Source organism: Halomonas qaidamensis (assembly GCF_025917315.1).
GTDB lineage: Bacteria > Pseudomonadota > Gammaproteobacteria > Pseudomonadales > Halomonadaceae > Vreelandella > Vreelandella qaidamensis.
Genome location: NZ_CP080627.1, coordinates 1,908,138 through 1,931,354, shown reverse-complemented (window position 1 = coordinate 1,931,354; position 23,217 = coordinate 1,908,138). Strand labels below are relative to the sequence as shown.

At 49.8% G+C, this 23,217-nt stretch carries 19 protein-coding genes and 1 tRNA gene; 14 read left to right on the top strand and 6 right to left on the bottom strand.

From position 1 onward, the window contains the following. The 6 genes from pheA (at window position 1) to K1Y77_RS08960 (ending at window position 7,991) form a co-directional block, all read left to right on the top strand. Window positions 1-1,092, top strand: coding sequence for a prephenate dehydratase (pheA, locus tag K1Y77_RS08985; RefSeq protein WP_030072822.1), 1,092 nt, complete (start codon window positions 1-3; stop codon window positions 1,090-1,092). Next, window positions 1,089-3,395, top strand: a complete 2,307-nt coding sequence (locus K1Y77_RS08980) for a bifunctional prephenate dehydrogenase/3-phosphoshikimate 1-carboxyvinyltransferase (protein WP_406567217.1) — start codon at window positions 1,089-1,091, stop codon at window positions 3,393-3,395. Before pheA ends, K1Y77_RS08980 begins: the two co-directional genes overlap by 4 nt. After that, the gene (gene cmk / locus K1Y77_RS08975; RefSeq protein WP_030072824.1) at window positions 3,385-4,074 is read left to right on the top strand and encodes a (d)CMP kinase; all 690 of its coding nucleotides are present in this window, start codon (window positions 3,385-3,387) and stop codon (window positions 4,072-4,074) included. Before K1Y77_RS08980 ends, cmk begins: the two co-directional genes overlap by 11 nt. A gap of 184 nt (window positions 4,075-4,258) precedes the next feature. Further along, the gene (gene rpsA / locus K1Y77_RS08970; protein ID WP_264428066.1) at window positions 4,259-5,935 is read left to right on the top strand and encodes a 30S ribosomal protein S1; all 1,677 of its coding nucleotides are present in this window, start codon (window positions 4,259-4,261) and stop codon (window positions 5,933-5,935) included. Between the two features lie 290 nt (window positions 5,936-6,225). Then, the gene (locus tag K1Y77_RS08965; RefSeq protein ID WP_264018213.1) at window positions 6,226-6,600 is read left to right on the top strand and encodes a histone-like nucleoid-structuring protein, MvaT/MvaU family; all 375 of its coding nucleotides are present in this window, start codon (window positions 6,226-6,228) and stop codon (window positions 6,598-6,600) included. 1,055 nt (window positions 6,601-7,655) lie between these two features. Beyond that, entirely contained in the window at window positions 7,656-7,991 is a 336-nt protein-coding gene (locus K1Y77_RS08960) for a hypothetical protein (RefSeq protein ID WP_030072830.1), read from the top strand. A 16-nt stretch (window positions 7,992-8,007) separates the two neighbouring features. On the opposite strand, the gene K1Y77_RS08955 is transcribed toward K1Y77_RS08960, so the two are convergent. The 6 genes from K1Y77_RS08955 to pilB all read right to left on the bottom strand — a co-directional run bounded on the left by K1Y77_RS08955 (window position 8,008) and on the right by pilB (window position 13,885). Next, window positions 8,008-8,880, bottom strand: a complete 873-nt coding sequence (locus tag K1Y77_RS08955; RefSeq protein ID WP_030072832.1) for a hypothetical protein — start codon at window positions 8,878-8,880, stop codon at window positions 8,008-8,010. 187 nt (window positions 8,881-9,067) lie between these two features. After that, on the bottom strand, window positions 9,068-9,301 hold the full coding sequence (gene yacG, locus K1Y77_RS08950) for a DNA gyrase inhibitor YacG (protein WP_030072834.1): 234 nt from the start codon (window positions 9,299-9,301) through the stop codon (window positions 9,068-9,070). 67 nt (window positions 9,302-9,368) lie between these two features. Then, window positions 9,369-9,965 carry a dephospho-CoA kinase gene (coaE, locus tag K1Y77_RS08945; RefSeq protein ID WP_264018214.1) on the bottom strand — a complete coding sequence of 199 codons (597 nt, stop codon included), beginning with the start codon at window positions 9,963-9,965 and terminating at the stop codon, window positions 9,369-9,371. Window positions 9,966-10,005: 40 nt separating this feature from the next. Next, a complete protein-coding gene (locus K1Y77_RS08940) occupies window positions 10,006-10,851 on the bottom strand; it encodes a prepilin peptidase (protein ID WP_264428064.1) in 846 nt (281 codons plus the stop codon). Window positions 10,852-10,892: 41 nt separating this feature from the next. Then, window positions 10,893-12,122, bottom strand: a complete 1,230-nt coding sequence (locus K1Y77_RS08935) for a type II secretion system F family protein (RefSeq protein ID WP_264018216.1) — start codon at window positions 12,120-12,122, stop codon at window positions 10,893-10,895. An 8-nt stretch (window positions 12,123-12,130) separates the two neighbouring features. Next, entirely contained in the window at window positions 12,131-13,885 is a 1,755-nt protein-coding gene (pilB, locus tag K1Y77_RS08930; RefSeq protein WP_264428059.1) for a type IV-A pilus assembly ATPase PilB, read from the bottom strand. Window positions 13,886-14,126: 241 nt separating this feature from the next. Here pilB and K1Y77_RS17360 point away from each other — a divergent pair, with 241 nt between their 5' ends. The 8 genes from K1Y77_RS17360 to K1Y77_RS08890 all read left to right on the top strand — a co-directional run bounded on the left by K1Y77_RS17360 (window position 14,127) and on the right by K1Y77_RS08890 (window position 23,198). After that, entirely contained in the window at window positions 14,127-14,543 is a 417-nt protein-coding gene (locus K1Y77_RS17360) for a pilin (RefSeq protein WP_320055261.1), read from the top strand. Window positions 14,544-14,604: 61 nt separating this feature from the next. After that, a complete protein-coding gene (locus tag K1Y77_RS17355) occupies window positions 14,605-14,988 on the top strand; it encodes a pilin (RefSeq protein ID WP_320055260.1) in 384 nt (127 codons plus the stop codon). 93 nt (window positions 14,989-15,081) lie between these two features. Beyond that, complete coding sequence (locus K1Y77_RS08915) at window positions 15,082-15,540, top strand: RcnB family protein (protein ID WP_264431451.1); 459 nt, start codon at window positions 15,082-15,084, stop codon at window positions 15,538-15,540. A gap of 90 nt (window positions 15,541-15,630) precedes the next feature. Beyond that, on the top strand, window positions 15,631-16,440 hold the full coding sequence (locus tag K1Y77_RS08910) for an inositol monophosphatase family protein (RefSeq protein ID WP_264428057.1): 810 nt from the start codon (window positions 15,631-15,633) through the stop codon (window positions 16,438-16,440). 125 nt (window positions 16,441-16,565) lie between these two features. Beyond that, window positions 16,566-16,642, top strand: a tRNA-Pro gene (locus K1Y77_RS08905). A 413-nt stretch (window positions 16,643-17,055) separates the two neighbouring features. Then, window positions 17,056-19,800, top strand: a complete 2,745-nt coding sequence (locus K1Y77_RS08900) for a DNA methyltransferase (RefSeq protein ID WP_264428054.1) — start codon at window positions 17,056-17,058, stop codon at window positions 19,798-19,800. A 3-nt stretch (window positions 19,801-19,803) separates the two neighbouring features. Beyond that, window positions 19,804-21,885 (top strand): DEAD/DEAH box helicase, encoded by a 2,082-nt coding sequence (locus K1Y77_RS08895; RefSeq protein ID WP_264428052.1) that lies wholly within the window; start codon window positions 19,804-19,806, stop codon window positions 21,883-21,885. Continuing rightward, window positions 21,882-23,198 (top strand): GIY-YIG nuclease family protein, encoded by a 1,317-nt coding sequence (locus tag K1Y77_RS08890; RefSeq protein ID WP_264428050.1) that lies wholly within the window; start codon window positions 21,882-21,884, stop codon window positions 23,196-23,198. Before K1Y77_RS08895 ends, K1Y77_RS08890 begins: the two co-directional genes overlap by 4 nt. Window positions 23,199-23,217 lie beyond the last annotated feature (19 nt).

The window sequence follows — 23,217 nt, the reverse complement described above, 5'->3', positions numbered from 1 at the left end:
ATGTCCGATACGCCGATTAATTTAGACGACTTACGTCAACGTATCGACCAGTTGGATGGCGATATTCTGCGCTTGATTAGTGAGCGCGCCAACTGCGCCCAGCAGGTGGCACACGTTAAACTTGCTCAAGATAAAGACGCCATATTTTATCGTCCTGAGCGGGAGGCGCAGGTGTTGCGCCGGATTATGTCGTTGAACCAAGGCCCGCTAGATTCAGAGGAAATGGCAAGGCTGTTCCGTGAAATTATGTCAGCGTGCCTTGCGCTGGAGCAGCCTGTCAAAGTTGCTTACTTGGGGCCAGAGGGTACATTTACCCAGCAGGCGGCACTTAAACACTTTGGTGAGAGCGCTGTTAGCTTGCCGATGGCGGCAATTGACGAAGTCTTTCGTGAAGTTGAGGCGGGCGCCGTTCATTACGGGGTGGTGCCGGTAGAGAACTCTACCGAAGGCGTTGTTAATCACACGCTCGACACCTTTATGGACTCGTCGATCAAAATCTGCGGTGAAGTGGTTCTGCGTATTCATCATCATCTGCTAATTAGCGAAACCACGCGGCGCGATAAGGTCTCGCGGATTTATTCTCATCCGCAGTCATTTGGTCAATGCCGTAAATGGCTTGATGCCCATTACCCTCATGCTGAGAGAGTGCCTGTTTCTTCTAACGCAGAAGCAGCCAAACTGGTAAAAACCGAGTGGCACAGCGCGGCAATTGCAGGTGATATGGCGGCAAAGCTGTATGGTTTAGAACGTATAGCTGACAAGATCGAAGATCGGCCTGATAACTCAACGCGTTTTCTGATTATTGGTAATCAAGATGTGCCACTATCAGGCGAGGATAAAACCTCCATTGTTGTTGCTATGCGCAACCAGCCTGGGGCGCTGCATGACTTATTAGAACCGTTTCATCGTCACCGTATTGACTTAACGCGGATCGAAACACGTCCTTCACGTACGGGTGTTTGGAACTACGTGTTCTTTATTGATTTTAAAGGGCATCGTGATGAGCCTCAGGTGGCAGCTGTGCTTGAAGAAGTCAGGCTACGCGCTTCTGAGTTGCGTGTGCTTGGCTCCTATCCGTTAGGCGTGCTGTGACGGCGTGTACCTTTGAGGCGTTGGAAGCTAGCGCTGACGTTTGGCCGCCATGTCAAGAGTCACATCTACTGATTGTTGGCCTTGGTTTGATTGGGGGGTCGCTGGCTGCCGCACTGCGGCAATCAGGCTTCAAAGGCCGCATTTCAGCGTGTGACCCCAGCCCGTCAGAAATCGCCTTGGGGATAAATTTAGGGTTAATAGATAGCGGCGGATCACAATTAACAGAGCTGCTGGACGGTGTCTCTATGGTGGTGCTGGCCGTGCCGGTCTTAGCCATGGAGAGCGTAATGTCGACGTTGTCGGCGGCTCTTCACCGTGCGTCTGAGCACGTGGTCATCACTGACGTAGGCAGTACGAAAGCGACAATCCGTGACTGTGCTGTGCGTACCTTTGGTGAAATGCCCCCTGCAATGGTGCTGGGCCATCCGATTGCTGGTTCTGAAAAAAGTGGTGTTGCAGCCGCTAATGCAGCGCTTTATATCAATCATAAAGTGATTTTGACCCCCGAGCCTACGACAGATTCAGACGCGCTTACGCGGGTTGAGGCGCTGTGGCGCGCTGCTGGCGCAGACGTACTGCAAATGAGTGTAGAGCGGCATGACCAAGTGCTGGCGCGCACTAGTCATTTGCCGCATTTACTAGCATTTTCGTTGGTCGACACGCTGGCGCGCCAAGACGAGCGGTTAGAAATTTTTCGCTATGCTGCCGGTGGGTTTCGTGATTTTACCCGGATTGCTGGCAGCGACCCTGTGATGTGGCGAGATATCTTTATTGCCAACCGCGATGCCGTCTTGTCATCGTTAGATGATTTCGAAGCAGGCCTTGCAAGGTTACGGCAGGCGGTAGAAAGCGGCGATAGCGACACCCTCATTGCAACGTTTGATCGTGCCAGTCATGCACGCCATTATTTTGATACGTTATTGAATAAAACCAGCTATCAGGCGGAATATCATATGCAACCACACGGTAAAGTGACTTATCGGGTGCAGCCCGGCGGCCAGGCGCAAGGTCGTCTTCGCGTGCCAGGGGACAAATCAATGTCCCATCGTTCAATTATGCTGGGCGCCTTGGCAGAGGGTGTTACCGAAGTTAAAGGGTTTTTAGAGGGTGAGGATAGCCTCGCGACTTTGCAGTCCTTCCGTGAAATGGGTGTCGCCATTGAAGGGCCTCATCAGGGGCGGGTTACTATTCACGGCGTGGGCATGCATGGACTGAAAGCCCCAGCAGGCCCGCTTTATGTGGGTAACTCTGGCACTGCCATGCGTTTGTTTGCTGGGCTATTGGCTGGTCAGGCATTTGACAGCGAGCTAACTGGTGATGAGTCGTTAACCAAACGGCCAATGGGACGTGTTGCTGACCCATTGCGTTTGATGGGCGCCACTATCGACACCGCTGAGGGCGGTCGACCGCCGCTCAGGATTAAAGGTGGTGCTGCGCTCAAGGGAATCAATTACGACATGCCCATGGCCAGTGCGCAGGTGAAATCCTGCTTGCTGTTAGCCGGCATGTACGCCGAAGGTGAAACGCGCGTGCGTGAGCCAGCGCCTACTCGCGATCACACTGAACGCATGCTCAATGGCTTTGGCTATAGCGTCTCACGCGAGGGTGATACCTGCTGGTTGCAAGGTGGCGGTAAGCTAACGGCAGGACCGATTGACGTGCCTTCGGATATCTCGTCGGCAACGTTCTTTTTAGTGGCAGCAGCTATTACACCAGGGGCAGATATTACCCTTGAACACGTAGGCATTAATCCTACGCGTATTGGCGTGATTAATATTCTCAGTTTGATGGGTGCTGATTTAACACTTGAAAATGAGCATGAGGTTGGTGGTGAGCCAGTGGCGGATATCCGCATTCGTTACACGCCGTTGAAGGGTATTGATATTCCTGTTGAGCAGGTGCCGCTGGCGATAGATGAATTTCCCGCACTGTTTATTGCCGCTGCCAATGCGCAGGGTAAAACACGCTTGCGCGGCGCTGAGGAGCTGCGGGTCAAAGAGTCTGACCGGATTCAAGCAATGGCCGATGGGCTAGCGATACTAGGCGTTGAACATACAGTGGTTGAAGACGGTATAGATATCATTGGCAATGCTGACGATAACGTTGCTAGCTACGGCGGCGGACGTATTGATAGTTTAGGCGACCACCGTATTGCCATGGCCTTTGCAATTGCCTCATTGCGCGCGAATGAAGAAATCATTATCGATGACTGTGCCAATGTGGCAACTTCTTTCCCTGACTTCGTGGCCCTAGCACAACACATTGGCATGCGTGTCAGCGTGGAGGGTGCTAATGACGCTTAATGTCCCCGTGCTAACGATCGATGGCCCAGGTGGGGCTGGTAAAGGCACCATTAGTGGGTTGGTGGCTGAGCGCTTGGGGTGGCACCTATTAGATAGCGGGGCGTTATATCGGCTTACCGCCCAGGCAGCCTTAAAACATAACGTAGCCTTAGATGATGAGGCATCGTTAGCATCGCTCGCAAGCCAACTTGACGTTGCTTTCCCCGTTAAGGATGGTCAGCCTCGGACACTTTTAGAAGGTGAAGATGTTTCTCGGGAAATACGCACAGAGCACGCTGGGGAGCGTGCTTCTCGTGTAGCAGCGCTACCACAGGTTCGTAAGGCGTTGCTTCAGCGTCAGCAAGATTTTCGGCGATCGCCTGGCTTGGTGGCCGATGGTCGCGATATGGGAACCGTGGTGTTTCCGGAAGCACCATTGAAAATTTTTCTAACCGCCAGTGCCGAAGAACGGGCACGGAGACGGTATCTACAGTTGCAGGAAGCAGGGGTGGGTGCTAGTCTATCGAGTCTTTTAAAGGAGATTCAGGCACGCGATGCACGCGATACGCAGCGCAGTGTGGCTCCTCTCAAGCCGGCAGATGATGCCATAACGCTTGATACCACACGCCTGAGCATACCGGAAGTGGTAGATCAGCTGACCGAATTGCTAATCCAGCGTGGAATGGCAAACGGCATTTGATTCCCCCTTGCGGCGTTTTTGGAAAGGTGTCACGACGTGGCAGGGCGACTACTCCATATCAGAGAGCCCGGTCAGGTCTAACCAGCGCTAACACCTCCAAAAGCTGAATGACATTAGGCCCGTACTTGCTGGTGGTGCGGAGAAGGCAGTTATGCCTCAACAACGTTGATCACGTAGGAAAACCATGAGCGAAAGCTTTGCTGAACTGTTTGAACAGTCTCTTAACGACATCAACATGGAGCCAGGCGCTATTGTCGCGGCTCAAGTTGTCGACATTGACGGTGACTGGGTTACCGTTAACGCTGGTCTGAAATCTGAAGGTCAGATCCCTGCATCACAATTCCGCGATGAGAATGGTGAACTGACCATCGCTATCGGTGATGACGTACACGTTGCTCTAGAAGCTGTAGAAGATGGCTTCGGTGAAACGCGTCTGTCCCGTGAAAAAGCCAAGCGCGCAGAAGCTTGGAAGATTCTGGAAGCGGCCTTCGAGAAAGATGAAGTTATCAAGGGCGTGATCAACGGTAAGGTCAAAGGCGGCTTCACTGTCGACGTCGACTCTATCCGTGCCTTCTTGCCGGGTTCTTTGGTAGATGTTCGCCCTGTTCGCGACACTGCGCACCTAGAGAACAAAGAGCTAGATTTTAAAGTTATCAAGCTTGATCCGAAGCGCAACAACGTTGTTGTTTCGCGTCGTGCCGTGCTAGAAGCAGAAAACAGCGCTGAGCGCGAAGCACTGCTGGCGACCTTGCAGGAAGGTCAGCAAATCAAAGGTATCGTTAAGAACCTGACTGATTACGGTGCTTTTGTTGATTTAGGCGGCGTTGATGGTCTGCTTCACATCACCGACATGGCGTGGAAGCGTATCAAGCATCCGTCTGAAATCGTTGCTGTTGGCGACGAGATCAACGTCAAAGTACTGAAGTTTGACCGTGAGCGTAACCGCGTATCGCTAGGTCTTAAGCAGCTGGGTGAAGATCCTTGGGTCAACATCAAAGACCGTTACCCGGAAGGCACCAAAGTACACGCAGTCGTCACTAACCTGACTGACTACGGCTGCTTTGCTGAGCTGGAAGAGGGCGTTGAAGGTCTGGTTCACGTTTCAGAAATGGACTGGACTAACAAGAATATCCATCCGTCTAAAGTTGTCCAAGTGGGCGACGATGTTGACGTTATGGTTCTTGATATCGACGAAGAGCGTCGTCGTATTTCTCTGGGTATCAAGCAGTGCACTGCTAACCCATGGGAAACATTCAACGCTGAATACAACAAGGGCGACCGTGTTTCCGGTACCATTAAGTCAATCACTGACTTTGGTATCTTTATCGGCCTTGAAGGCGGTATTGATGGTCTGGTTCATCTGTCTGATATCTCTTGGACAGAAACCGGTGAAGAAGCGGTTCGTAACTTCAAGAAGGGTGACGAAGCTGAAGCCGTTATTCTTTCAATCGACCCTGAGCGTGAGCGTATCTCCTTAGGTATTAAGCAAATGGATTCTGATCCGGTTGCTGAATACCTGTCAGTAAATGACAAAGGAAGCATCGTTACTGGTCGTATTGTCGAAGTAGACGCTAAAGAAGCACATGTCGAGCTGGCGACTGATGTTATCGCTATCCTCAAAGCGTCTGAAATCAGTGCTGATCGCATTGAAGACGCACGCAATGTGCTGAATGAAGGCGACAGCGTTGAAGCTCGTATTGTTAGCGTCGATCGTAAGAGCCGCCAGATTAATCTGTCGGTTAAAGCGAAAGAGCAAGACGATACTCGCCAAAACCTGAAGAAACTGCGTGACCAAGAGCCGGAAGTGGGTGGTCCAACCACCATCGGTGATTTGATCAAGCAGCAAATGGGTCAAGACTAATAAATTAGTCGATAGCCTATAAAAACGCCGCCCTAATGGGCGGCGTTTTTTATAAATATGTATGATTTTAAACAGAGATTAGTAATTGTTTTGGCTGAGTGTAAAGCTTGCCCTTTTAGTAATGACTAAGCCTAAGCTATAAAATCGATTAGTAATTAAGCCAAAATCAACTAGACTATTGTCAGTTAGCTCATTTACAGCAATAATATATGCGCATCCTGAACTTGTGCGTGTTGAGTTGGTCAATCGAATAACTCACACAGCTAAACCTACTCTAAAAAGGAATTAGTATGTCGCTATTAAATGAGTATATTCAAAAGGAACAGCAGTTAAAACAACTGCAAGAAGATTTGCAGCGTTTGGAAAGCGACCAGCGCCTGAAAGGCGAGCTTGAGTTTAAAGCTAAGCTTGAAGCACTAATGAATGAGTTTGGTAAGCGTCCTGCTGATGTTATCGCATTGCTTGACCCTAACGCGGAACAACGCGGCTCTAAAGGCACAGCAGTGGCTTCAACACGTCGTAAACGCCGCTTGAAAATTTATAAAAATCCACATACTGGCGAAGTCATTGAAACTCGTGGCGGTAACCATAAAGGCTTGCGTAGCTGGAAAGACGAGCATGGTGATGAAGCCGTTGAATCTTGGCTTGAGCGTATGGAAGACTGAGTAATCGGGGCCGGCATTTCTAATTAGAAGTGCCGGTTTTAGTTTGGATAGTTAGTCTAGTAGCCGTGCTGGACTGACTGATGAAAATGACACATTGCGAATATTTTCGATATCATAGTATTTATAGCCGTCGTATTCACTGCTATCGTATTTACGATGAATCGCTGCTATTGAGTACTTATTCATCCGTTTATTGATGTTATGGCTGTTGTATAAGACTTCTACAAAATTTTATCGATATTTTGCAGATTAGTGTGACGGCTTAGCACCCTAATGATGGATAGTGAAAGCGGTGTTAATCCTTTGGCCATGCCCCGTGTTTTGATAGGCGATTTTTTGAAGGTCTGCTTATGATGAGTAGCTTTTTGACGAGAGGCAGCCTTAAGGGAATTTTCGCATTGTTTAACACAGGCTGTTCGTAAGTGAACTTTAGGTCCTGGCTGCACGATAACGTCTCGTTAGATAATGTGCGATGTGGCTGGCCTAGCATCTATTGTCCAGGCGTACTTTTTTACCCGCCCGCGGCTTTAGGATTTATCTCCGCACCAAACAGCAATTTGCGCTATATTTGGTAAATTGAGTGAAGATAGAGCTGCTTTAGGATGTTCTAGCAGTGAAGGCCGTACGGCACTAAACAGTGTCCAGGGTGATCAAGTGGCTTATCGCCTCTACTTGTGCTGGTTTGCCTAGCCTACACTGCAATTAGCGATGTATGTGTATCGTTTTTAGAAAGCACCAGTGCCTCCTATGTGTATCACCTATAAGACCACTGTCCGGTGATATTAGAGAATGGTGATTGTGAGTTGCTGTTTGATTTGCTAGCAAGATGCTCGCCCACTATGAGAGATAGTCGATTGAGATAGTTGGTTGAGATAGTTGGTTGAGATAGTTGGTTGAGAGAATCGATTAAGAGAGTTGATTGGCTGTTTTTTTCGGAGAGAAGAGAGCAACGTCACGTTTACCCGAAGATTTTATGCGTTTGACCATAGCTCTCTGGAAAGGGCCTAACCAGCAGGCTTGTCGTCCATTTCAAGTAAGGTGTAAATGAAACATCAATGAAATATCAAAAGGTTCAAAAACAGCTCGATGAGCGTGAAAAGCTTCGTAAGTTTCGTGAGTTGGATGATGCCTTCGCTCAGGCGTTGCGTCAGTTAGAAGATCCCAATAGCGGTTTCGATATTCCCACAGGACCGCCAGTACGCTCAATTGCAGCATTAGAAGCTGACGATCAAGCTGCACGCGCGAGTGAGCAGGATCGCTTATTTAATCAACGTCTAAAAGCACTGATTGAAGAGTATGGTTTATCTGAGCGAGATGTCAGTGAGGTCATTCAGATCCTCGTTGACTATCAGCTATGGGAGCTTGATAAGACACCAGTAGCAACTCACTAGGTAGATATATGGCTACCTAGCGATAGCGAAAGACTCTTAGACTTGGTAAGTAAACGTTTTCTTCTAATTTTTCGTCACGCCGCTTGGCTCTAGTTCGCGTTGTTGGAGGCGTTTCGGCAGGTGCTTTGAGGTGCGGCAACCGCCCTTCATTGGCAGGCACTATCAACGGCATGGCAATATTAAGCGCTCGTCGCGTGTGTCCATCATCCAGGGGCTCCACAAAAAACAGATTAGCGCGCATTAATGGTGCCTGAGGTTGTACCTGTGCCAATATTTCTGCACTTGGAAGATTGGCGAGCTTGCGTAGCTGTATACGAATATGGGGTGCGTCGCTATCAAGTTGCAATAACTTTTGTTCTGCTTCCTGAACGCTTATTCTTTTAATTGAGCGACCGCTGCTATACCACGCCAGCCTAACTCTGGACACAGGCGCAGGGGCAATAGGGAGTTGCCGCCAGCACTGCTTTAGATGGAGCCTTGCAAAACCGCTTTTACGCAGTACATCATTAATATGTGGGTGGCGATGGGGCAGGCGCGATTTGGCATCATTCAATGCATTTGGGTGAGCTTGTTTAATATGAGCAAGCAGATCGCTGATGCGCGCTTTTGCATGGTTAATATGATGACACGCATCAATTAATGCAGTATCAGCGGCAATAACAGCTATATAATTACGTGTTTCGCGTCCATCTTGACCTTGCTGATGCCACATATCTAGCAGTGCTTCACGCAGCCAAAAAGAGTTGCTAGAGGCATGCTGAAATCGCCAGGTAGGCGGTTGGTGAGCTTCATACAGCGCTGCGGCCTGCTCAATAGTGGCCACCAGTTGGTCAAAGTGTGTATCAAGCTCATGGAGTAGGTGATACAAAGACAGCGGAGCATCAGTCATGGGCGGGCCTTAATGCGAGTAAAGTGACACTCTATCAGCACCACTTTATCAGCAACACTCTTTCTGATCACCGCTAAAGGAAGTTAAGGTATCAATAATAAAGCACTTATGCTGTTACCTAAGACGTTCCTTAAGCCCTAGGACGTTAGTTAAGCGCTAAGATGATACTTAATACCTAAGTCATTCTTTAAGAAAGTGGCGCATCTCTATCCGCTTGAGCAAGCAGAGTATCCAAGTCTGCTTCGTCCATGGCAGATTCACCTGCAATGCGATGCGACTCTTCCGCCCAAGCACCTAAATCAAGCAGTTGGCAGCGCTTGCTACAAAAAGGGCGATAGGTGCTTTCTGGCCCCCAGATGATTTTTTTGCCGCATTGAGGGCAAGCAACCTCAAGCGGTGAATCGTTTGCCGGTATAGGCATTTAATACTCCTATTTTAAAGCTACTATTATTACTGTGCCAAAAGCTGACGCAAGAATGGAACAGTTGTTAATCACATGTTGCCCGATAACGCTGATCCAGCTTAACGACTTGGCGCATCATATCAGCGTGGTTCCCACTGTTATCGATAACATCATCGCCTTTAGCAAGTCGCTCTTCGCGTGGAAGTTGGGCGGCGAGGATAGCACGCACCTGGTTTTCACTCACGCCATCCCGTGCAAGCGTGCGTTCCAACTGGAGCGATTCGGGGACATCGATGACTAACGTGCGATCAACAAGCTTATCTTGTCCAGATTCAAACAGCAGTGGCGATACAAGTAGAACGTAAGGAGAGTGCTGCTTTAGGCGGTTAATATGCAAAAGTAGACGCTCACGAACCCTGGGATGGGTGACAGATTCTAACCACTGGCGTTGTTGAGGGTCTTCAAAAATGATGGTGCGCAGTGCTGATCTGTTTAGCGTGCCATCGGTATTCAAAACGTGGGTGCCAAAGTGTTCGGCAATGGCTGTTAGCGCAGGTTCACCAAGGGCAACGACTTCTCTTGCCACATCATCGGCATCCACCCAGCCAATACCCAGTTCTGCAAACGCCCGAGCAACGGTAGACTTCCCCGAGCCAATACCACCTGTTAGCCCAATGATCATGCAAGCTCCCAAAAAGGACGAACCAAAATTGGCGTGAGGGTTAATAAAGCAACGACGTATACAGTGCCATTAACTCGTTGCCGACAAGTAAGCAAACCCAGCCCGCCAGGGCGAGAAAGGGGCCAAAGGGGAGAGGTTGTCCACGTAAGCGTGGGGAGAGGGCCTGGGCTACTAATCCAACTATTGCGCCAACGCCTGCCGATAAAATAAGCAACAGCGGTAACATACCCCAACCTAACCAAGCGCCAAGTGCTGCGAGCAATTTGAAATCCCCATAGCCCATGCCTTCTTTACCGGTTACTAGCTTAAACAGCCAATAAAAGCTCCACAGCACAAGATAGCCCGCTATTGCGCCCATGACAGCGCCTGATAGCAACAGAGGCTGAAAAAGTAGCTGGTATACCAAGCCAGCCCATAGCAGTGGCAAGGTCAATATATCAGGCAGTAAATAGGTGCGAAAATCAATGACTGCCAAGGCAAGTAGCGTCAAACAAGCGCCATAAATAAACGCCGCGCTTAGCGTAGCCCCATGTAACATAACAACAACTACGGCAAGCAGTCCGCCCATTAGCTCAACGAGCGGATATTGGGCGCTAATGGTCGTTTGGCAATGCGCGCACTTGCCCCTTCTTTTTAACCAGCCTACCAAGGGAAGATTGTCGTGCCAGGCAATGGGCTGTTCGCAACGCGGGCACATCGATCCAGGGGTCGCAAGATTAAAGCGGGGTGACGACTCTTCGGGTAACTCAAGAGAGGCGCGTGCCTCACTGCGCCAGCTACGCATTAACATCACGGGCAAGCGGGTGATGACAACATTAAGAAAACTGCCAAAACAGAGGCCAATCAGTAACGCAAAAAGAGTAATAACGCTCGGCGGTAAGCCCATGGTGCTCCTGCTATGTGTGAAAATGCCAGTAGAGGGATGATTTATAGAGCGGTGCCAATTTCGAAGATAGGCAAATACATGGAAACGACCACGCCACCGACCAGAGCACCCAGTACTACGATAATAATAGGTTCCATTAACGAGGTCAGGGCATCGACTTTGTTATCAACCTCTTCTTCGTAGTAATCGGCAACACGGTTTAGCATCGCATCCAACGAACCCGCTTCTTCACCAATGCTGACCATTTGTACAGCCAGGGCGGGAAATCGGTTGGTCATACGCATTGCAAAATGTAGCTGTTGCCCGGTAGTCACATCTTGGCGCACCTCATTAATGGCCTTAATGTAAACCCGGTTATCCGCTGCCCCAGCGGCGGTTTCAAGCCCCTCTATCAGTGGAACACCTGATGTAAAGGTAGTCGCTAAGGTGCGGGTAAACCGTGAGACAGCCGACTTATGCAAAATATCGCCAAGGATAGGTAGGTGAAGCATTAGACTGTCCAACCGATAGGCAACGCGGGATGATCGCCGTACAGCAGCTTTAAGGAGTATAAAACTGGCGATTAGCGCGCCTAAGGCGTGTAACCAATATGTCTGGGCTATCTCTGATAAGTTAACAGTGAATTGCGTAAGCGCAGGCAGTTCCGCGCCAAAACCTTGGAACATGCTTTCAAATTCAGGTACGACTTTGATAAGCAACAGCATGGTAACCGCAACGCCAATGGTCATTACTGCTGTAGGGTACCAGAGTGCTTTTTTAACGCGATTTTTGAGCGATTCAACTTTCTCTTTGTAGCTGGCAATGCGCTCTAGCATCTGGTCAAGCGCACCTGCTTGTTCCCCCGCTTCCACTAGGTTAACAAACAGGCGGTCAAATTGTTTGGGGTGTTTTGCCATGGCGCTGGAAAGGCTATCGCCTGAAGAAACGTCTTCCATAATTTGCTGGGTGAGTGCCACCATGGCGGGTTTTTTTAGGCTTTCCGAAACGGCCTGTAGCGCTTGAAGAATAGGTATACCAGCCCGCACCATGGTAGCCATTTGCCGGGCAAAAATCATAATGTCGACGTTTGTGACTTTGCCTCGGCCGCTAAAGCTACTGCGCTTTTGCACCTTTGTAGCGACAATACGCTGCTTAGCCAGCTGTTCAACAATATCGGGTTTAGTGCGCCCAATTAGCTCGCCGCGCATTGCTCGGTCTTGTGGCCCTTTGCCTTCCCACTTCCAGCGATGCAGCGGCGCTGGCTTTATGCGGCGTGCTTTAGCGTTAGCCATGTCGCGCGTTACTCCTTACTAATGCGGTTAACTTCTTCCAGGCTAGTGCTGCCATCCAACACGCGGCTTAAACAGCGCTGATACAGGCTGGGGTAGCCTTCACGGCGGGCTTGCTGGTCAATATCCAGCGCGTTGCCATCGCGCATGATCAACTGGCGCATAGCATCGGTAATTGGCACTACTTCGTAAATGCCAATACGCCCTTTATAACCTTGAGTACACTGTTTGCAGCCAACTGCCGTGTAAATAGTGCCATTACGAATATCCTGCTGGCTAAAACCAGCTTTTCGCAGTGCTTCCGCTGGCATATTGGCGGGCTTTTTACACAGGTTGCATAGCTTACGTGCTAAGCGCTGGGCAATGATTAAACTCACCGAGCTGGCAATGTTATAAGACGCAACGCCCATATTGGCTAAACGGGTTAGTGTTTCAGCCGCTGAGTTAGTGTGTACGGTAGATAGCACCAAGTGGCCTGTTTGGGCTGCTTTCACGGCAATTTCGGCGGTTTCTAAGTCACGAATCTCGCCTACCATCACGACATCCGGGTCTTGACGCAAAAAGGCACGCAGCGCGCTGGCAAAGTTTAGGCCGATTTTAGGAAGAACGTTCACTTGGTTAATGCCGGATACTTTAATTTCGACCGGGTCTTCTGCGGTACAAATATTGCGCTCGATTTGGTTGAGAATATTAATGCCTGTGTAAAGCGTGACGGTTTTACCGCTACCGGTAGGCCCCGTCACCAGAATCATCCCTTGTGGCTTCTTTAGGGCGTGCTCATAGGCGGCCTGCTGTTCAGGGCTAAAGCCTAGCTGTTCGATGCCCAACTGCGCAGAGGCTGGGTCTAGCAGGCGCAATACTATTTTCTCACCAAACACGGTGGGCAGTGAGTTCACCCGGAAATCAATTGAGCGGGTACGGGAAAGCTGTAGCTTAATCGCGCCATCCTGAGGCAGGCGGCGTTCAGAAATATCTAGTCGTGACATGATTTTTAAACGGGCTGCAATACGGTGTCGCAGCGCGAAAGGCGGGCGCGCAATTTCAATTAGCATGCCATCGATACGAAAGCGCACCCGGTACTGGGTTTCATAAGGCTCAAAGTGAATATCGGACGCGCCACGGCTGATGGCATCAAGCAATATTTTGTTAACGAATTTAACCACCGGGGCGTCTTCGCTATCTTTTATTGCCTTATCAAATGTCGCCTCATCTTCGCCAAGCTGAACGATATTGAGTGCGCTGACGGCGTCGTCAACGTTTTCCAGCTCATCCAGCATGCTGCGTTCATTTTGCGCTAGGTACTGCGTCAGAGTGCTCTTTAGCTGGTCAGCGGGTGCCAGTACGCCATCAACACTTAGCCCGGTAGCAAACTGCAGCTCATCAAGCTGGGTAAGCGTTGCGGGGTAGGGCACCGCAACGGTAAGACGATGCCCGTGGCGTGCCAGGGGCAGAATGTCTAATCGTTCTAAAATTTTAACGGGATAGTCGTTGGCGGGTGGCAGGGCATTAATACGAATAGCATCAAGATCCACAACCGGTAAACCGTACTCCCAGGCGGCGGCCAGCGCAGCAGCATGGGTTTCTACCAAGCCGCTGTCCACGACATGCTGAAGTAGCGATATTTCGAGTTCTGCCGCCGTTTGTTCAGCAACGGCTGCCTGCGCATCGGTAAGCGAACCGTGGTTCACAAGTCGTTTAGCAATACCGCGTAGACCACCATGTGAGGTCGCATGACTTAGCGTAGACTCTGGGGCAGGGTGGCTCATGGTGGTCTCGACAGGATGGCGAATGTAAGCCACCTTGTACCATATTTGGCCTATGCACGGTACTTGTGCTCGTCATGATAAAGTGCAGTCTTAACTCGCTCAAAAGGCTGAATAGCGGGCAATAACAGCATGAAATCGCTAATTGCCAAGTTGAAAAGGGTCGGATAATGTTAGCCGAGTTTCTATTAGCTAATGTTGCTGCTCACCAACTAAAAATGATTAACAACTGCAAGGGATTCTTATGATGCAAACTACCCAACCGCACTACCCGCGCCGCTTTAAGCAACGCGGTTTCACCCTGATTGAGCTGCTGATCGTTGTCGCGATCATCGGTATTTTGGCCGCTGTCGGCGTGCCGCAGTATGGGAATTATCTGGATAGGGCGGAGGCGAATGCTTGTGTTGCGGAATTGAATTCGTTCCGTTCGTTGGTTGTTGCTTCAAATGTAGATCCAAATGATCCTAATAACCCGGATAACTACGATTTCCAAGCTTGTGAGCCTACGGATCCTCAGCTCACTTCTTTGGCAACATATTTTTTAGGCACCGCCGCTCCTGATTCTGCGAATCTGGCAATAGAAACTGGCCGCGCCCCGAGTGTATATGTAACTTCACAGGGAAAAATCAGTACTGACACGGCTGATGCACCAGCTACTTGATCTTCCAATAGTTTATTTAAATTAAGCTGCCTTAGGGGCAGCTTAATTTTTGGTGCTATGTATGTATAATAACCGAAAAGTGAGTGGTTTTACTCTCATCGAACTTCTTACAGTTATTGCAATTGTTTCTATTTTGTCAGGCCTAGGCCTTCCCGCCTACTTAACCTACCTTGACCACTCCGCGTTTGGCGCTTGTCAGCGGGAGCTCGGCTCGTTTAAGACCCAGGTCTTAGCAAGTGACCACCTTGACGATACCTTGGTACCGTTTGCGTTTGGTGCTTGCGCCATTGGTGGGGATGGCCAGCCCAATCAAGCGGCTGTGGCCGCAGCGTTTGGTGGCATATTCGAAGGAGAAAATACCGCGCTGCTGATTGATACCCAACGCCAGAGCGTTCAAGCCCAAATCACTCAGCAGGGGCGCGTTGAGCGGGTGGTAGCCCCTTAGCTCACTTTGTTTTTCGCTAGCTCTTTCTAAACCTTCACACTGCCTGCGCATTTGCTCTCTACACTTAACGCTCCTGACCAGAAGGAGCCAATGATGAGATCGATCCCCCTTAGCGCTTGCCTATTAGTTTTCACTCTATTTTGGCAGATAGCGGCTATTGCACAGCCTGCTCACGCACCCGCACATGGTGCTAGAGACAATAACGGTCACCATTCTGAGCGCCAGCGTAATGAGCAAGATTTAGGACGCTACGAGCGTCGCCATCGTGATGAGCGTGGTATAGATCTTCCCCGTATCAACGAGCGTGAGTTGTTGCACCTTCTACGCCAATACGATGCGCCGCGTGCCCAGCCTTTACCGCCCGGCTCACAGCGCAACGTAGAACGCGGTAAGCCGCTGCCCCCAGGCATTGCCAAACGTTTTGATGGCCAACTGGCATCCCAACTGCCCCAATACCCAGGCTACGAGTGGGAGCGGGTTGGGGCCGATGTGGTGCTTATTGAAGCTGCTACCCGCGTTGTTGTCGATGTGTTGGTAAATGCGCTTCGTTAATAATGGATTTGCTTACTGTCATAGTAATGCCAAACGCCACCGCTTATGCTGAGTTGATATTAGCTAACGTGCAACAAGTAAGGAGCGTTAATGACGGCCTATACCCTAGAAGCGCGGCTGGCGCTGGCAGTGCGTATTGCAGAAGAAGCGGGCGACATGATTCGTCGCGCCCGTGAACAGCAAGACTTTAGCCAGCGTTTGAAAGGCGGCATTGAGCTGGTCACTGATGTGGATGTGGCAGTGGATACGCTTATTAGCCAACGCCTGGAAGAGTATTTTCCTGGTGAGGCAAGGTTGAGCGAAGAGTTAAGCCCCGAGCGTGCCTTGCAAACCCCCGCTAAGCAGCTGTGGGTGGTGGACCCCATCGATGGTACCGTTAACTTTGCTCAAGGCCTGCGCCATGTGGCCGTATCGATAGGCTGGATTGAAGATGGCATTGGTAAAGTTGGTGTTGTTCATGCGCCTTTTCTAGGTGATACCTTTAGTGCCGCGCAAGGGCTAGGAGCATTTTGCAATCAGCAGCCGATCAAACCAAGCCAGGCGGAGACGCTTGAAAGTACCCTGGTAGCGACCGGCTTTCCCTATGATAAAGAGGCCCGCAAACAACTCTTGCCTCGTTTAGAAGCCGTATTGACGAACTGCCAGGATGTTCGCCGTAACGGTGCCGCTGCGATTGATTTGTGCGACGTTGCCTGTGGGCGCTTAGATGCGTATTACGAAAGTGTTTCCCCGTGGGACTTTGTTGCGGGCTGGGTAATCGCCCGCGAAGCAGGCGCAAAAGTAGGCCACTTAACAGACGTGCCAGACGGCGTGCCAGCTGACTTGTACCCAAAGCAACTGCTTGTCACCACGCCCAAGGTATATGATGCAATGGCATCGTTACTGAAAAGCATCGATTGAGCGCAAGCGGCAACCAATTGAAAAGAAAGCGCAAAAAGAGCTTTTCATTTGGTTAATAAAACGCTAGTATACGCACCGTCTTGAAGCAAACGATGTTGGTTAACAGTCGTTGCTAATTAAGACACCGGAGTGTGGCGCAGCTTGGTAGCGCGTTGCAATGGGGTTGCAAAGGTCGCAGGTTCGAATCCTGTCACTCCGACCAGTTAAATCAAGGACTTACGAGAAGTAGAGAGTCAGGAAAATCACTCAAATTCAGGTCGTGAATCCATATAGAATCCAAAATCACCGGTTCACAACACCCTCTGATTTTGAAATCTAGCCAAGAAACCAGTCCAAACGGGCTGGTTTTTTTGTGCGTGTCAAAAACATCGTGTTTGATTTTCTTAAGGCTCGTCTAGAAATAAATTTAAATAAAATCAGTTGCTTGAGGTTGTTTTGCAATTATTCATTAACATGCTAGTAGTCAATGCTTTGTAGCCATATAGTGCCTAGTCTCTGCAAGAGACCCTGTCCAATAGACTTGCTTGTAAGTGACACGCAGTGGTTGCCTAAGTAGACTCTAATAAAAATGCACTAAAGCTCAGTGAGAGCTAGCAGTAGGGGAGATGTGGGCGCATGGCTTTTGATCAGACTTATTGTATGGATACGCTGAAAGCGGCAACGAAGCCAGATGCCGACAAAAGTGAGTTTATTTATGCATTCCTTGACGCTTACGGCTTTCCAAAGGCAACCATCACGCAAGTTCGTAATGGCGGGCAGCGAAACGTCGCCAGCCGAATGGGCGAGGGCCATGTTGCGTTAAAAAACTGGCTTTACTTCATGCCGGTGCAGCAGGGCGAGAGTGTCCATGAAGCGCTGCAAGTGTTGGCAGATGAAGATGAGCCAGCCCGACACAAATGCCGCTTTCTGGTTATTACAGACTTTCACGAGCTGACAGCGTTGGATACCAAGTCCAGTGAGCGTCTGGAAGTGCCGTTTAGCGATTTGGCCACGCAATACCTATTCTTTGCGCCTATGGCGGGGTTAGAACGCACCAAACACTTCACTGAAGCCTCGGCAGACCTGAAGGCGGCGGCCAAGATGGGGCGGCTGTTCGACCGTCTGAAGGAGATCAACGAGTTCAACACGCCGGAGCAGCTGCACGGACTTAATGTCTTCCTGACACGCCTGCTGTTCTGCTACTTCGCCGAGGATACGGGGATCTTTCCCAAGAACGCCTTCACCAAGGTGGTTACGGAAGCCAGCGGCGAGAGCGGTGAGGGGTTGTCGGATCTGCTTGTCCAGCTTTTCCGTATTATGAATCAGCCCGAGGAAGAGCGTCCGGCTGACCTGCCTGCCCACGTCACGCAGTTCCCCTACGTCAACGGCGGTCTTTTCCGCGATGACCTTCCCGTGCCAGAAATTCGCGGCAAAGGCCGTCGGATGATGATCGAGTGTGGTCAACTCGCTTGGGAAGCAGTAAATCCTGATATTTTCGGTTCGATGTTCCAGGCGGTGGTAGATGAAGAAAGTCGCGATTCGCTAGGCCAGCACTATACCTCTGTGCCGAATATCATGAAGGTGATCCGCCCTCTGTTCCTCGACAAGCTCTACGCAGAGCTGCAGAAGGCGAAGGGCAACCGTAAGAAGTTGGAAGCCTTGTTGGAGCGACTGGCACGTATCAAGGTGTTTGACCCGGCGATGGGGTCGGGCAATTTTCTGATCATTGCCTACAAAGAGTTAAGACGTTTGGAGATGGCTATATTCCGAGCACTTCAGGAGTTGTCTGGCCAACAAGAAATATTTATGAGTGGAATTCGGCTAAGTCAGTTCTACGGTATTGAAATTGACGACTTTGCCCATGAGATAGCACAGCTATCTCTGTGGCTTTCTGAGCATCAAATGAATTCACTATTTGCGAAAGAATTTGGTCATGTAGAGCCTCTTCTACCGCTAAAAGATTCAGCCAATTTAGTTCATGCAAACAGTCTGACAGTTGAATGGGCTGATGTGTGTAAGCAGGATAGTGAGACCGACATCTATGTATGTGGCAATCCACCCTTTCATGGCACTACCGGAAGGTCGGAAGAGCAAACAAAAGATATGAAAAACATCTTTAAAAGCTTCAGCTCAATTGGATATCTTGACTATGTAGCTTGCTGGGTTTGGCTAGCGGCACGATATATATGTAATGGTGGTGAGGCAGCATTTGTTACAACAAATTCTCTTTTCCAAGGACAGCAAGTAGCTACGCTTTGGCCGAAGGTTATCCAATCAAACATCGAGATTTCCTTTGCCTATCAGACCTTTCCGTGGCGCAACAGTGCGCAAGTTAACGCAGGGGTTCATGTGGCTATAATTGGACTCAGTAGGTTGGGAGCAAGAAAAAATAAAAGCCTTTATCAATTGTTAGAAGGAGAATGGAGGCTGCGTAAGGTTGATAATATCAGTCCTTATCTTACTGAGGGTGGGAACACTATTATTTCAAGCAGAACTCAACCAATATCCGGCGCAATTAAAATGATTCGGGGAAGCCAGCCAACTGATGGTGGCAATTTTATTTTATCTAAACTTGAAAAAGAGGAGATGGTCAATAGCGAGCCTTCTCTATCAACATGGATACGACCATTAATAGGGTCTCAGGAGTTTTTTCGGGGGAGTCAACGATGGTGTTTATGGCTAGTCGATGCCCCAGAAGAAATAAAATCAATCCCAATTATAAAAAAAAGAATTGATGCAGTTCGAAATATTCGAATCAAAGCTGGACATTCAGCAGCCTTGAAAGGTGCTGAAAGACCTCATCTGTTTTTGCAAGTGGCTCAGCCGAAGGAAGGGGATTATATTCTCATTCCAAAGGTTTCTTCAGCACGTAGACATTACGCGCCAGTGGGGATTTTTCACCACTCAATTATTGCTACTGACCTTGTATTTACTATTCCAAACGGCAAGGTATACGACTTTTCAATTTTATCGTCCCTGATGCACTCTGAGTGGCTTCGCTTAGTTGGTGGGCGTCTTAAGAGTGACTATCGTTATTCTGCGTCGCTCGTATATAACAATTTTCCATGGCCAGAGGCCTCTCAGTCTCAGCAAAAAGAAATAGAAAAGCTCGGACGAGCTGTCGTTCTAGCACGAGCTGCCCATCCTGATAAAACAATTGCACATCTCTACGACCCTGACAAAATGCCCGAAAATCTTTTAGAAGCGCATCAGGCACTCGATCGGGCTGTTGAAAAGCTGTATAGGGATCGTCCCTTCCGTGATGCGGCTGAACGCCAGGAATACTTGCTGGTCCGCTATGAAAAACTGATTGAGGCGGAAAAGGTCGCCAAGGCCGGAACTACCAAGAAAACAAGTAAAACCACTACCACGGAGGGATAAGGTATGGCTGAGCTGATCAAGGTTGAATACGCCCGCAATGGAAAGAGTGCTACCAGCAATGCCCTGGGTATGCGCGAAATGCAGGCGAGAGCCTATGAAAAGCGCGATAGCCAATATCTGCTACTGAAAGCGCCGCCTGCCTCCGGTAAATCCCGTGCCTTGATGTTTCTGGCGTTATACAAGTTGCATCATCTAGGGTTGCGCAAGGCCATTGTTGCCGTGCCAGAGATGTCGATTGGCGCATCTTTTAAGAACACCGACCTGACGTTCCACGGCTTTGATGCTGACTGGCATGTCGATGATCGCTACGATCTATGCCGAGCGGGCAGTGATAGCGGCAAGGTGGATACCTTCTGTCGCTTCCTGGATGACCCTAACGCCCGCACCCTGGTCTGCACTCACGCTACTTTGCGGTATGCGTTTGCCAAGCTGAAAGCCTCTGATTTTGATGGCTGTCTGGTCGCCATTGATGAATTCCACCATGTTTCCGTCGATGAAGGGAACCGGCTGGGGGGCTTGATTGATGACCTCATGCGCGGCTCCGATGCGCATATTGTCGCCATGACAGGCAGCTATTTCCGTGGTGATGCTGCTCCCATTTTGCTTCCTGATGATGAAGCCGCGTTCGATAAGGTGACCTACACCTATTACGAGCAGCTAAACGGCTACCGTTACCTCAAATCGCTAGGTATTGGCTACCACTTCTATCAAGGTGGCTATCTGGATGCCATTCGGGAGGTGCTTGATCCTAACAAAAAGACCATCGTTCATATTCCCAATGTTAATAGCATGGAAAGCACCAAAGACAAGTATGGCGAGGTCGACCACATTCTGGATGCCCTGGGTGAAGTAGAAGTGCAGGACAGTCAGACGGGTATCGTGACGGTGCGACACCCTAGCGGCAAAGTATTAAAGGTCGCTGACCTAGTGACTGATACGCCTGTCCGTCGAGATGTCCAAGAATATCTCCGCAATGTTGAGCGTCCTGAAGATGTTGATGTGATCATCGCCCTGGGAATGGCTAAAGAAGGTTTTGACTGGCCTTATTGCGAGCATGTGTTGACCATCGGCTACCGTAATTCAATGACTGAAATCGTCCAGATCATTGGACGGGCTACTCGTGATAGTGAAGGTAAAACTCACGCCCAATTTACCAACCTGATCGCCGAGCCGAATGCTGACGACAAGGATGTAAAAGTCAGCGTCAATAATTTGCTCAAGGCTATAACGGTGTCGCTCTTAATGGAGCAGGTGCTGGCTCCTAGCGTGTCCTTCAAGCCACGTTCACGCATGAGGCCAAATGAAGAGGTCGCTCCAAATACAGTCATCATTGATGACACCCAGAAGCCAGTATCCGACAGGGTAATGGGAATTTTGGAGTCTGGAGGCCAGGAAGACATCATTGCGGCTTTGCTACAAAAGCCGGAAGTAGCCGCTACAGCCGTTAAAGAAGACGCCGAGCCAGAAGTTATCAATCAGGTTGAGCTACCGAAGATCATCGAGCGGATGCACCCTGATTTAGATGAGGGCGAGCAGGAGTTATTGCGCGAGACTGTCCTGACCACCATTGGTGCTCGTTCATCAGGCGGCTTGTTTAGTGAAGAAGATCTACCGGACGGGGCTGAAATCCACGAGCCAAATCAAGTTTATAAGACTGATAGTGATGGTCAGCCGGTAGATCCTGATCAGGCACCAGATGGCCGAGAATTTGCGGATAACGCTGGAAATGACCAAGTTAAGGGTAGCCGTCAGTTCATCAAGATCGGCGAAAAATTCGTCAATATCGAACATCTTAATGTCGACCTGATTAATCAAATCAACCCCTTCCAGGGTGCCTACGAGATCCTGTCCAAAGCGTTAACCGCACCTGTGCTGAAAGTCATTCAGGATACGGTGGTCGGGAATCGGACGCAGATGTCCGAGGAGGAAGCTGTTGTTTTGTGGCCGAAGATTGTTGCTTTTACTCAAGAGAAAGGGCAGCCGCCTTCGATTCACAGCGATGACCACATGGAGGTTCGTTACGCAGAAGCACTGGCCTATATCCAAAAGAAGAAGCGAGAGAGGATGCGCGGGGCGTCGGCATGATCAGAACCCGTCGGGAGCCGTTAAAACGTCGAACGCTAGATGACATTTTTTCAGATAGTGATGAGTTGGGGTTGTTGGATGTTTCAGCTATCTCTTCCTCTGTGCCTTCTGCTGACCAGCGTTTGGTGGCAACACTGAAGGCGGTCGAGTCCTTTGTTACACAGAATGAGCGTGAGCCGGACCAAGCTGCTGATGACTTGTCCGAAGCTACGTTAGCGGTTCATTTAGCAGCGCTAAGGCGCGATCCCGAACATGTTAGGGCTTTGGCAGAGGTTGATTCGCTCGGGCTTTTAGATAGCGCTAAGAAGGATATGGGGGAGACGGCACAACGTGATGCTGAAGCCTTGCAATATGAGGAAGGTGGGCTAGTTGAGGCCGAGGCGACTAAACCTGCAACGACGGATGAGTCCCTGTCTCCTGAGAGCGTTACTTCGCTTGATGACATTTGGAACAGTGATGCTCTAGGGCTGTTGAGCAGCGGTGACGAGGGCGTCGAGTCAATCTTTGATATGACTCATATTCCCGAACGCAGCGAGCGAGACTCGCCTGATGAGATCGCACAACGAACGCATTGCTCTGATTTCTATCAGTTCTCAGGCTTATTTGACCAAGTTCGTGACGAACTCACCGAAGGTGATGCCGAGGCCATCCGTTTTCAGCGTGAATCGCAAATCGAGAAGGGCGACTTCTTCGTTGTTAACGGCATGATGTGTTTGGTGGATGAAGTGGGGGCTAATGAGGGGGAGAATGGCCGCTACAATCCCCGTCTGCGAGTGATCTTTGATAACGGCACCGAATCCAACCTGCTACTTCGTTCGCTTGCCAGAGCGCTTTATAAGGACACAACAGGGCGTCGTATCTTGCGTCCCGATAGCACATTCGACTCGATGCAAGGCATTACCCATCATGATAAGCGGACTGGCGTCATCTACATTTTACGCTCGCTGAGTAAAGATCCAGCACTAGCGGGCATCCGTAACCTCCACAAGATTGGCTACTCAGAAAAAGCGTTGGAGAAGCGCCTTGCCGGAGCGGAAAGGCAACAGACGTATTTGGAAGCGCCAGTGCAGATTGTCGCTTCTTTTGAGTGCTACAACCTCGATCCGAGAAGGTTTGAGCGTTTAGTGCATGCCATGCTTCATCAGCAGCGAGTGAATGTCTTGTTGCACAGCCGCGATGGCAGCACCTACCGGCCCCGAGAATGGTTTGATGTGGAGCTTGATGCGGCTAGAGAAGTGGTGAGGCGGATTGTAGACGGGACAATCGCCCAGTATCGGATGGATAACACGACAGGAAAAATAATTAAAAAGTAAATTGGACTTGAGGTCGATA